The following is an 11,576-nucleotide window of genomic DNA, read 5'->3' on the forward strand; positions in this document are numbered from 1 at the left end:
GTCACATGTCGTCCGTTCGTCCGGTCCGGGTGCCGGGCACGACGATGCCGGGCACCTTCCGACGGCCTCCCAGTTCGACGAGGGCGACCTCGATACCGACTCCGGGCTCGAAGCGCAGGGACGTACCGGAGGGAATATCGAGCCGGAATCCCTCGGTCAGGGTCCGGTCGAAAGAAAGCGCGGGATTCGCGTCGGAGAAATGCAGATGCGATCCGATCTGAATGGGGCGATCGCCATCATTCACCACGGTCACATTCAATTGAGTACGGGTGTCATTGATTTTCAGCACGCCGGATGCGGTCCGGACCTCACCGGGGATCACGGGATCGGCGAGGTGATCGTGACGAGCTTGCGCCCGTCCGGGAAGGTCGCCTCCACCTGCACGTCATGAAGCATCTCGGGGACGCCTTCCAGCACGTCGGCGCGGGTGAGGACCGTCCGCCCGGCAGCCATCAGGTCACTGACACGGGCACCCTCGCGGGCGCGTTCCACGGCCCAGCAGGCAAGCAGCGCGACGGCCTCGGGATAGTTGAGCCGTACCCCGCGTTCCCGTCGGTCACGAGCGACCATTCCGGCTACGCTCAGCAGCAATTTCTCCGTGTCGGACGGAGTAAGAAACATGGAAAACCTCCGTGGCGGCAGTCCCCGGAATTCCCGGAATCGCTTTAGCCACGCTCCTCTTATAAGCCTCTCGATGCCGCCGTGGCAACTTGCACCGCACCGCGATAAGTCCCTTTCTATCCTTATCGCCCGCCATATACGGGCAAAGCAGACAAATTTTGGTCATGAAGGGAGCATAAAAAGAGGCGGCCACGCACCCCGGTCAGGGGAGTGCGGCCGCCTCAAGAGCGAACCTCAGCAGATCACTTCAGGCCGAATGCCCGGATGATCTCCTGGTCGACGCCGAGCCCGTCGGCCGCCTCGGCGTGCGCCTTGAGCGAGACGAACGAGCTGCCCTTCTTCGGCGTCTTGAACCGGGCGGTCCAGGAACCGGCCGAGTCCTTCCGCAACTGCGCCGCGCTCCAGGTCTCCCCGTCGTCGTAGCTGACCGACAGCGAGGCCCTGGTGGCCTTCACCGCACCGTCCAGCCACTCCTGCGCACCGGAGGAGAGACCGATCTCGGTCCACTTGCCGGCCTCGACGTCACCGGCGAGGTCGGTGGCGACCTTGTAGTCCAGCTGGAGCAGCGGGATGTCGGCCTGGTACGGACCGTTCTCGTCCATGGCACCCGAGACGAAGTTCCACTCGGTGTGCGTGCGGGTGGACGTCTTCCACACGTCGCCGTCCCGGGCGGAGTCGAGCACGAAGCGGTACGGCAGCTTCTCGGGCGAGACGTCCCAGGCGAAGCCGGCCCGGCCCGCGACCTTCTTGATCAGGGTGTCGCCCTGGTAGAAGGCGGTGGAGGTGGTGTCGTACTCGTCCTCCGGCATGGCGCCCGAGTGGCCCGCGCCCGAGTCCGTCCACGGTGTGAAGTTGAACTGGATGTCGTTGTGGACGGACCGGAACGGACCCCAGTAGCCGGTGCCCAGACGCGGGCGGGTGACCGGCGCGAACCACTCGGCCGGGTAGGTGCGGCCCGCCGTGTAGTCCAGGTCGCCGCTGCGCATCTCCTGCGCGAAGCCCGTCTCGTCCGCGTTGAAGACCGAGTGGTTCTCGTACCAGAAGGAGGCGCCCGGAAGCGGGGTGACCCACTCCTCGCGGGTACCGGGGAACTTCTCGTACTCCTCGAAGCCGATACCCGGGCCGTAGTCCGGGATGTCGTAGCGGTATCCGCCACCGAGGACACCCTTGTGGCCGTAGAAGGTGTTCTCCACCTTCGCCAGCTGACGGGCGGACGGGGCGAACTCCAGCGAGCGGTCCGGGACGACGCCGTCGTGCCGGTCGACCAGGTCGTACATGTAGCGGGCGAACCTGTGCTGCTCGACCGTCAGCTTCTTGCCGCTCCGCGCGGCCTTTATCAGGTCCTCGCCCGCCAGGCGCTGGACCGAGGCGACCGGGATGGCGCCGGTGGTTCCGTACGGGGTGTAGCTCTCCATCAGGACGCCGTCGCCGTCATTGACGACGAAGAGCGCCTCGGCGCCCGCGGCCACGGCGTTGGCGAGCCGGTCGGCGGGAGCGACCGCGTCGCTGCGGCGGATCACAACGGCCTTGCCCTTGACGTCCAGGCCCTTGTAGTCGGCCGCGGCGCCGTTGCCCGCGAAGGTACCGGTCAGCTTCTTCCCGCTGTTCTCGGCGACGGGCGAGCCGCCCTGCACGGCGACCGGCACATCCCGGCCGTCGGCCGTGAGGTCGATGAGCTTCTCGCCCTGCCGCCAGCGGGTCAGGAAGGAGAAACTGCCCTGGGTGACCTTCTTGGTGGGGCTCGCCCACAGCTGGTCGTACGTCAGCGGGATCTGGTACGCGTCGCGCTGGACGGTGCCGTCCGGTGCGGTACGTGCCATGTCATATCGCAGCTGCCGGGTCTCGGTCTCCTTGGGCGTCCGCACGCTCACCTTGCGGGCCTTGGAGGCATCGAGGGTGACCGTGGTCGCCTTGTCGAGGATGGTCTCCGGGGCCGCGAGGAACGCCACGGCCTTCGAGTCGGCGCGGTCACCGGCGATGTCGGCGGACGTCCACGCGGTGTAGTTGCCCGGCGGCAGCCGCAGCGTGGTCTCTCCGGACACCTGGACGAGGCCCAGGTTCGGGTCGCCGAGCTCGGCGAGGACGACCAGCCCGTCCATCGGCTTGCCCGCGCGGTCACGGAGCCGGAGCGTCAGGTCGTACAGCTCCTGCTCCTTGTACAGGGCGAAACCGGTGTGCGCGACGGTGGTGCCCGCCTCGTCCGCGGCGATGACCTGACCGGAGAACCGGGTGTCGTTCGCGACCTTCGACGGGTCCAGCGAGAGCACGGCCTCTGCGGTGGAACCGGCCGGGACGGTCAGCCGCTTCGTCGACAGGGTGTAGGCCTCGGCGTCCGTGTCCGTGGCCAGGTCGAGCGTGACGTCCTTCGCCCCGGTGTTGCGGTAGGTGATGGTCCGCCGGGCGACCGGGTCGGACGCGGAGTGCGGCCACTGGTAAGAGGCGACCTCGACGGAGCCGGTGGCCTCGATCGTCGTGTCGACCGCCGCCTTCACGTCGAGCCGGCCGGTTCCCTGCTCGTAGGGGGTGTAGGCGTCGAGCCTCTTCGACGAGCTCATCAGCGCGTCCTTGATCCGCTCACCGGACCAGTCGGGGTGACGCTGCTTCAGAATGGCTGCGGCGCCCGCGACATGCGGGGTCGCCATCGACGTACCGGACATCGACTGGTACATCCCGTTCATGCCCGGGACCGACTGCGAGGCCGCGGCGTTGATGTCCACACCCGGTGCGGACAGGTCGGGCTTCAGACCGTAGGACCTGACGAGCGGGCCCATCGAGGAGAAGTCCGCGCGCTTGTCCTTCTTGTCGACGGCGGCGACGGTCAGGGCCTTCTGCGCCGAGCCGGGCGAGCCGATGGTGCCCGCGCCGTAGGAGTTGCCCGCGGCGATCACGAAGAGCGGCCCGCCGTCGCCGGAGAGTGCGTCGACGGCCTGGGACATCGGGTCGGAGCCGTCGTCCGGGATGCTGGAACCGAGGCTCATGGAAACGACGTCGGCGCCTTCGGCCTTCGCCCACTCCATCGCCTCGATGATGCCGGAGTCCTCGCCGGATCCGGCGTCGCTGAGCACCTTGCCGATGATCAGCCCGGCGCCCGGCGCCACGCCCTTGTTGACCCCCGCCGACGCGGCGCCCGAGCCCGCGATCGTGGAGGCGACATGCGTGCCGTGGCCGTTCTTGTCGACGACCTCCTCGCCCGGCACGAAGCTCTTGGTTTCGAGGATGCGGTCCTTGACATCCGGGTGGGTGGCGTCGATACCGGTGTCCAGGACGGCGACCTTGGAGCCCTTGCCGTCATAGCCCTCGGCCCATGCCTGGGGGGCGTTGACCTGCGGGACGGAGTCCTTGAGCGCGGCCTCCACCCGGCCGTCGAGCCAGAGCCTGTCGATGCCGTTGTCCAGCGAACGGGCCGTGGAGGTGCGGGCGATGTCGTTCCAGAAGGCCCGGACGGTGTCCTTCTGCGCCTTCAGCGCGGCACCGTGGACGCTGGCCAGGGTACGGATCCGCTTGGCGCCACGAGGGGTGGCGGGCAGCGCACGGCCCCGGCTCGCCGGATAGGTGGCGATCAGTGGGATGCCGCCCGACCTCTTGTCGTCGTACCCCATCTTGGCGAGGGCGGAGACGTTGAACAGCCGGCGGTCCAGCTTCCCCGCCGCGAGGAGGGAGCCGGCCTCGTCGGGCAGGACGTAGAGATCGTCACCGGCCTGCTGGACGTGCACGCCGCCGACCGCTCCGTCGGGGCGGTCCACGGTGACGGTGTCCTGCTTGCCGACGCCGTCCGTGTAGTGCACGACATCGCCCGTGAGCAGGGTGATGTCGTACTCCTTGACGGGGTCCTCGCGGGGTGCGGCGGCCTGGCGGCCGAGGGACCCGGGCCGGTCCGCGGGGGCGGGGACCGAGGCGGAGGCGGAACCCGCTGCGGGAAGCAGCGCGCCGCTCACCAGAGCGACCGAAGTCGCTATCAGCAGAGCCCGACGGCCCGCACGAGCGGGTCTCGCCCGGCCGGAAACGGAGGAGGGTGTGAATGTCATGCAGCTGATCTACCGGCAAAAGCACGGCTACGGATGAGTTCACACCTGGCGTGAAGCCGCCGTGGCGGCAACCCGCCCACGATCATTCGTGGTTCGTGGCACGGTTCAGGCCACGGACGTGATCACTCCGTGGGGCGGTCGGCCGCCTTCGTGGTGGATCGGGGTGTGCGCCCCCTTGAGCGGCACGCCGCTGCCGCCGCGCCGGTCGGCGACGATTTCGGCGGCGATCGACAGCGCGGTCTCCTCGGGAGTACGGGCGCCGAGGTCGAGGCCGATCGGCGAGCGCAGCCTGGCCAGTTCCAGCTCTGTGACGCCGATGTCGCGCAGCCGGTCGTTGCGCTCCAGGTGGGTACGGCGCGAGCCCATCGCGCCGACGTACGCCACCGGCAGTCTCAACGCCAGTTCCAGCAGCGGGACATCGAACTTGACGTCATGGGTGAGGACGCACAGGACAGTGCGCGCGTCGACGTCGGTGGCCGCGAGATAGCGGTGCGGCCAGTCGACGACCAGTTCGTCGGCCTCGGGGAAGCGGGCCTTCGTGGCGAAGACGGGGCGGGCGTCGCACAATGTGACGTGGTACCCGAGGAACTTTCCCGCCCGGACCAACGCCGAGGCGAAGTCGATGGCCCCGAAGACGATCATCCGGGGCGGTGGGACGCTCGATTCGACGAGCAGGGTGAGCGGTTCTCCGCAGCGCGAACCGTCGGCGCCGATGGTGACGGAACCGGTGCGGCCCGCGTCCAGCATCGCGTGGGCATCGGCCGCCGCGGTGCGGTCCAGCTCCGGATGCCCGCCGAGCCCTCCCTCGTACGACCCGTCGGGGCGGACGAGGAGAGGGCGGCCGAGGAGTTCCGCGGGCCCCTCGGTGATCCTGGCCACCGCCGCCGCCTCCCCCCGTGCGGCGGTGGCGAGGGCGGCGGCGAACACGGCCCGTGCGGGGTCGTCCGCACGGACCGGCGTCACCAGGATGTCGATGATGCCGCCGCAGGTCAGACCGACCGCGAAGGCGTCCTCGTCGCTGTAGCCGAACTGCTCCCGGACGGTGTTGCCGTCGTCGAGGGCCTGCTCGCACAGCTCGTACACCGCGCCCTCCACACACCCGCCGGATACCGATCCGATCGCCGTGCCGTCGCGGTCGACGGCGAGGGCGGCTCCAGGCTGCCGGGGCGCGCTCCCGCCGACCGCCACGACGGTGGCCACGGCGAAGTCTCGTCCCTGCTCGACCCACCGGTTGAGCTCTACGGCGATGTCCAGCATCTGTCGGTCTCCTCAGCGGTTGTGTGAAGGGCTGGTGGGGTGCGTCAGTGGACGCCCAGCCATGCCTCGATCGGATGCAGCGCGAAGTACACGACGAAGATCACCGTCAGGCCCCACATGAAGGCCCCGATCTCCCGGGCCTTGCCCTGGGCGATCTTGATGGCGACCCAGGAGATGACGCCCGCGGCGACACCGGTGGTGATGGTGTAGGTGAAGGGCATCAGGACCACGGTCAGGAAGACCGGGATCGCGGTGGCGCGGTCCGCCCAGTCGACGTGCCGGGCGTTCATCATCATCATCGCTCCGATGACGACGAGCGCGGCGGACGCGACCTCCTGCGGGACGATCGCGGTGACCGGCGTGAAGAACAGGCAGGCCGCGAAGAACAGCCCGGTGACGGACGAGGCGAGGCCGGTACGGGCGCCCTCGCCGACGCCGGTGGCCGACTCGACGAACACGGTCTGGCCGGAGCCGCCCGCGATGCCGCCGATGGCTCCGCCGGCGCCGTCGATGAACAGGGCCTTGGACAGGCCCGGCATGCGGCCCTTGTCGTCGGCGAGCTTCGCCTCGGTGCCGACGCCGATGATGGTGGCCATCGCGTCGAAGAACCCGGCGAGGACGAGCGTGAAGACGATCATGCCGACCGTCATCGCGCCGACCGAACCCCAGCCGCCGAACTCGACATGTCCGAAGAGCGAGAAGTCGGGCGTCGAGACCGCGCTGCCGTGCAGTGCGGGGGCGCCGTTGGCCCACTGCTTGGGGTCGATCACGTCGAGCGCGTTCAGGATCATCGCGACGATCGTGCCGCCGATGATGCCGATCAGGATCGCGCCGGGGGTGTTGCGCGCCTGCAGCATGAAGATGAGGAGCAGGGTGCCCGCGAAGAGCAGGACCGGCCAGCCGGCGAGTTCACCGGTGGGGCCCAGGGCGAGCGGCGTGGCCTTGCCGGTGTGCACGAAGCCGGACTTGTAGAGGCCGATCAGGGCGATGAAGAGACCGATGCCCATCGTGATGCCGTGCTTGAGTGCGAGCGGGATCGCGTTCATGATCATCTCACGGAGGCCCGTGACGACCAGGAGCATGATCACTACGCCGTACATCACACACATGCCCATGGCCTGCGGCCATGTCATCGCCGGGGCGACCTGCGAGGAGATCACACCGGAGACCGACAGGCCCGCGGCGAGGGCCAGTGGCACCTTGCCCACGAAGCCCATCAGGAGCGTGGTGAGCGCGGCGGCGAACGCGGTGGCGGTGATCAGGCCCTTCTGGCCGAGTGTGTCGCCCGCGACGTCCTTGCCGGACAGGATCAGCGGGTTGAGCAGAAGGATGTACGCCATGGCCATGAAGGTCGTGACGCCACCGCGCACTTCGCGCGCGACGGTGGATCCTCGTTCGGATATGTGAAAGTACCGGTCGAGCCAAGATCTTCCGGCGGGGACGCGCGAGCCGTGGCCCGCTTCCTCCGCGGTGGTCTCGGACTCCACTGACTGCTGGGTCATGATGCCTGACTCCCAAGGTTCACAGGGGCACCCGCGATGGAGAATCGAAATGCGGGATTTGGGATCACTGCGTTGGCGGCACGACCCGGGGGACGGCCCGAGACGAACTGTTCATGCAGAGTGGAATGTGCTGGTACTGCGGTACTGCTCGGTGGAACAACGGCCGCGAGCGGTGCGGCACTGGGGTTCTCCGGGCGATGCGGGCGACGGAAGTGTGACGTTCCTGGGAGGCACGCACCGCCCGGAGAGTTCAGGTGGAGCTGTGACTCAGGTGCCCGTGAGATGCTCGGGTCGTACCGGTGTCCTGTTGAGCTCCAGGCCCGTCGCGTTCCGGATCGCCGCGAGGACGGCCGGGGTGGACGACAGGGTGGGGGCCTCGCCGATGCCGCGGAGCCCGTACGGGGCGTGTTCGTCGGCGAGTTCGAGCACATCGACCGGGATGGTCGGGGTGTCGAGGATGGTGGGCAGCAGGTAGTCCGTGAAGGACGGGTTGCGTACCTTCGCGGTCTTCGGGTCGACGATGATCTCCTCCATGACAGCGACGCCCATGCCCTGGAGGGTGCCGCCCTGGATCTGGCCGAGGACCGACAGCGGGTTGAGCGCCTTGCCGACGTCCTGGGCGCAGGCCAGTTCGATGACCTTGACCAGGCCGAGCTCGGTGTCGACCTCGACGACCGCGCGGTGCGCGGCGAAGGAGTACTGGACGTGGCCGTTGCCCTGGCCGGTCCGCAGGTCGAAGGCCTCGGTGGGCCGGTGGCGCCACTCCAGCTCGATGTCGACCGACTCGTCCTCCAGCACATCGACGAGGTCGGCGAGTACCTCGCCGCCGTCGGTGACGACCTTGCCGCCCTCCAGGAGGAGTTCGGCGGTGGCCCAGGCGGGGTGGTACGTACCGAACTTGCGGCGGCCGATCTCCAGGACCTTCTCGCGGACAGCCTCGCAGGAGTTCTTCACGGCGCCGCCGGTGACGTACGTCTGCCGGGAGGCGGAGGTCGATCCGGCCGATCCGACCCGGGTGTCGGCCGGGTGGATGGTGACCTGGGCGACGCCGAGTTCGGTACGGGCGATCTGGGCGTGCACGGTGACGCCGCCCTGCCCGACCTCCGCCATGGCGGTGTGCACGGTCGCAACCGGTTCGCCGCCGATGACCTCCATGCGCACCCGGGCGGTGGAGTAGTCGTCGAAGCCCTCGGAGAAGCCGACGTTCTTCAGGCCGACCGCATAGCCGACGCCTCGCACGACGCCTTCGCCGTGGGTGGTGTTGGACAGTCCGCCGGGCAGTGCGCGGACGTCGGCGTGCTCGCCGGCACTCTCCCACTGACGCTCGGGCGGCAGCGGCCTGGCCTTGACCCGGCGCAGCAGTTCGGCGACCGGTGCGGGCGAGTCGACCTGCTGGCCGGTCGGCAGCAGGGTGCCCTGCTCCATGGCGTTGAGCTGCCGGAACTCGACCGGGTCCATGCCGAGTTCGGCGGCGACCTTGTCCATCTGCGCCTCGTAGGCGAAGCACGCCTGGACCGCGCCGAAGCCGCGCATCGCGCCGCACGGCGGGTTGTTGGTGTAGAGCGCGATCGCCTCGATGTCGACGTCGTCGATGACGTACGGGCCGACGGCGAGCGAGGAGGCGTTGCCGACGACGGCCGGGGAGGCCGAGGCGTAGGCGCCGCCGTCCAGCACGATGCGGCACTTCATGTGGGTGAGCTTGCCGTCACGGGTGGCGCCGTGCTCGTACCAGAGCTTGGCGGGGTGGCGGTGGACGTGCCCGAAGAAGGACTCGAAACGGTTGTAGACGATCTTCACCGGCTTGCCGGTGCGCAGCGCCAGCAGGCAGGCGTGGATCTGCATCGACAGGTCCTCGCGGCCGCCGAAGGCGCCGCCGACGCCGGAGAGCGTCATGCGAACCTTGTCCTCGGGCAGGCCGAGGACGGGGGCGATCTGGCGGAGGTCGGAGTGCAGCCACTGGGTGGCGACGTACAGGTCGACGCCACCGTCCTCGGCGGGTACGGCCAGGCCCGACTCGGGGCCGAGGAAGGCCTGGTCCTGCATGCCGAAGACGTACTCACCGCTGACCACGACATCGGCGCGGGCCTTGGCCGCCTCCGCGTCGCCGCGGACGATCGGCTGGCGGTGGACGATGTTGGGGTGCGGTACGTGCCCGATGTGGTGGTCGTCGCGGCCCTCGTGGATGAGGGGCGCGTCGGGCGCGGTCGCGGAGGCCTCGTCGGTGACGACCGGCAGCTCGCGATAGTCGATTCTGATCTTCGCGGCGGCGCGGCGGGCCGTCTCCGGGTGGTCGGCGGCGACGAGCGCCACCGGCTCGCCGTGGTGGCGGACCCTGCCGTGGGCGAGGACCGGGGTGTCCTGGATCTCCAGCCCGTAGTTCTTCACCGAGGTCGGCAGGTCGTCGTAGGTGAGCACGGCGTAGACGCCGGACATGGCGAGCGCTTCCGAGGTGTCGATGGAGACGATCTCGGCGTGCGCGACCGTGGAGCGCAGCGTGTGGCCCCAGAGCATGTCCTCGTGCCACATGTCGGAGGAGTACGCGAACTCTCCGGTGACCTTGAGGATGCCGTCGGGGCGCAGCGTGGACTCGCCGATGCCGCCCTTGGTGCGAGTGCCCTGGTTGATGCTGGTGGGGTTGCCGGTAACGCCCATCGTCAGACCGCTTCTTCCGCGCGGGCGGCCGCGAGGCGGACCGCGTCGAGGATCTTCTCGTAGCCGGTGCAGCGGCAGAGGTTGCCGGAGAGCGCCTCGCGGATGTCCGCGTCGGACGGCTCCGGGTTGCGTTCGAGCAGCTCGTCGGCGGCGACCAGCAGGCCGGGGGTGCAGAAGCCGCACTGGACGGCTCCGGCGTCGATGAACGCCTGCTGGATCGGCGAGAGTTCACCGGTGTCCCGGCTCTCCTCGCCGGCCGGCTTGGCCTCCCACCGCCGTGCCTTGTCGAGTGCGGTGCCACAGGCGCCGGAGGCGCAGCCACTGCCGGGGTGTTCCTGGGAACGGTGGGCTGCGAAGTCGGCGAGGCCCTCTACGGTGACGACCTCGCGGCCCTCCACCTGCCCCGCGGCGACCAGACAGGAGCAGACCGGGACACCGTCCAGACGGACCGTGCACGATCCGCACTCGCCCTGCTCGCAGGCGTTCTTCGAGCCGGGCAGGCCCATCCGCTCACGCAGCACGTAGAGGAGGGACTCGCCCTCCCAGACGTCGTCCGCCTCGTGCCTGCGGCCGTTGACCGTGAAATTGACGCGCATGATCAGGCAGCTCCTTCGGTGCTGCGGCCGTTGCCGCGGTACGACTCCCAGGTCCAGCCGAGGGTGCGGCGGGCCATGATCCCTACCGCGTGCCGGCGATAGCTCGCGGTGCCGCGCACATCGTCGATCGGGTTGCAGGCACCGGCGGCGAGCGCGGCGAACTGCGAGGCGATGGACGGGGTGATGATCGTGCGGCTGTCCCAGAAACCGCCCTCTTCGAGCGCGGCGTTCAGGAATTCCTCGGCCTCCTTCGCCCGTACGGGCGTGGGGGCGGCCGAGCCGATGCCGGTGCGCACCGTGCGGGTCTCGGGGTGCAGGGCCAGGCCGAAGGCGCAGACGGCGATGACCATCGCGTTGCGGGTGCCGACCTTGGAGTACTGCTGCGGCCCGTCGGCCTTCTTGATGTGCACGGCCCGGATCAGCTCGTCCGGGGCGAGGGCGTTGCGCTTGACGCCGGTGTAGAAGGCGTCGATCGGGATCATCCTCGTCCCGCGTACGGATTCGGCCTCGACCTCGGCGCCCGCGGCGAGCAGCGCCGGATGGGCGTCACCGGCGGGCGACGCGGTTCCCAGGTTGCCGCCGACGCCGCCGCGGTTGCGGATCTGGGGCGAGGCGACGGTGTGCGCGGCGAGCGCCAGTCCGGGCAGCTCGGCGCGCAGGTGCTCCATGATCTGGCTGTACGGTACGGAGGCGCCGAGCCGTACGCTCTCCTGGCCCACCTCCCATTCGGACAGCTCTCCGATGCGGTTCAGGTCCAGAAGGTACTCGGGCCGCCGGTGGTCGAAGTTGATCTCGACCATCACATCGGTGCCACCCGCAATGGGCACAGCCGTGGGGTGCTCGGCCTTGGCGGCGAGCGCCTCCTCCCAGCTGGCGGGGCGAAGGAAGTCCATGAGTGGCTCTCTTCTTCTCAATCGGTCGAT

Annotated in this window: 8 protein-coding genes; all 8 read right to left on the reverse strand. The window is 69.3% G+C overall.

All coding sequences use genetic code 11. The features are described 5' to 3' along the window. Position 1: 1 nt before the first annotated feature. A complete protein-coding gene (gene ureB, locus ACZ68L_RS11025) occupies positions 2-322 on the reverse strand; it encodes an urease subunit beta (protein ID WP_469576057.1) in 321 nt (106 codons plus the stop codon). Next, complete coding sequence (locus ACZ68L_RS11030) at positions 319-621, reverse strand: urease subunit gamma (RefSeq protein ID WP_469576058.1); 303 nt, start codon at positions 619-621, stop codon at positions 319-321. Before ACZ68L_RS11030 ends, ureB begins: the two co-directional genes overlap by 4 nt. 242 nt (positions 622-863) lie before the next feature. Continuing rightward, a complete protein-coding gene (locus ACZ68L_RS11035) occupies positions 864-4,646 on the reverse strand; it encodes a S8 family peptidase (RefSeq protein WP_469576060.1) in 3,783 nt (1,260 codons plus the stop codon). A gap of 105 nt (positions 4,647-4,751) precedes the next feature. Further along, complete coding sequence (locus tag ACZ68L_RS11040; protein ID WP_469576062.1) at positions 4,752-5,903, reverse strand: XdhC family protein; 1,152 nt, start codon at positions 5,901-5,903, stop codon at positions 4,752-4,754. A 44-nt stretch (positions 5,904-5,947) separates the two neighbouring features. Next, entirely contained in the window at positions 5,948-7,405 is a 1,458-nt protein-coding gene (locus tag ACZ68L_RS11045) for an NCS2 family permease (protein WP_469576063.1), read from the reverse strand. Positions 7,406-7,672: 267 nt separating this feature from the next. After that, entirely contained in the window at positions 7,673-10,057 is a 2,385-nt protein-coding gene (pucD, locus tag ACZ68L_RS11050) for a xanthine dehydrogenase subunit D (protein ID WP_469576065.1), read from the reverse strand. A gap of 2 nt (positions 10,058-10,059) precedes the next feature. Beyond that, entirely contained in the window at positions 10,060-10,653 is a 594-nt protein-coding gene (locus ACZ68L_RS11055; protein ID WP_469576066.1) for a (2Fe-2S)-binding protein, read from the reverse strand. 2 nt (positions 10,654-10,655) lie between these two features. Continuing rightward, complete coding sequence (locus tag ACZ68L_RS11060; protein ID WP_469576068.1) at positions 10,656-11,546, reverse strand: FAD binding domain-containing protein; 891 nt, start codon at positions 11,544-11,546, stop codon at positions 10,656-10,658. Positions 11,547-11,576 lie beyond the last annotated feature (30 nt).

It is taken from the genome of Streptomyces sp. NPDC104309 (genome assembly GCF_055584025.1).

Bases quoted from the DNA above. Each gene is read 5' to 3' on its own strand.
- ACZ68L_RS11060 (WP_469576068.1), bottom strand. From the start codon at position 11,546: ATGGACTTCCTTCGCCCCGCCAGCTGGGAGGAGGCGCTCGCCGCCAAG.
- pucD (WP_469576065.1), bottom strand. From the start codon at position 10,057: ATGGGCGTTACCGGCAACCCCACCAGCATCAACCAGGGCACTCGCACC.
- ACZ68L_RS11035 (WP_469576060.1), bottom strand. From the start codon at position 4,646: ATGACATTCACACCCTCCTCCGTTTCCGGCCGGGCGAGACCCGCTCGT.
- ACZ68L_RS11045 (WP_469576063.1), bottom strand. From the start codon at position 7,405: ATGACCCAGCAGTCAGTGGAGTCCGAGACCACCGCGGAGGAAGCGGGC.
- ACZ68L_RS11030 (WP_469576058.1), bottom strand. From the start codon at position 621: ATGTTTCTTACTCCGTCCGACACGGAGAAATTGCTGCTGAGCGTAGCC.
- ACZ68L_RS11055 (WP_469576066.1), bottom strand. From the start codon at position 10,653: ATGCGCGTCAATTTCACGGTCAACGGCCGCAGGCACGAGGCGGACGAC.
- ACZ68L_RS11040 (WP_469576062.1), bottom strand. From the start codon at position 5,903: ATGCTGGACATCGCCGTAGAGCTCAACCGGTGGGTCGAGCAGGGACGA.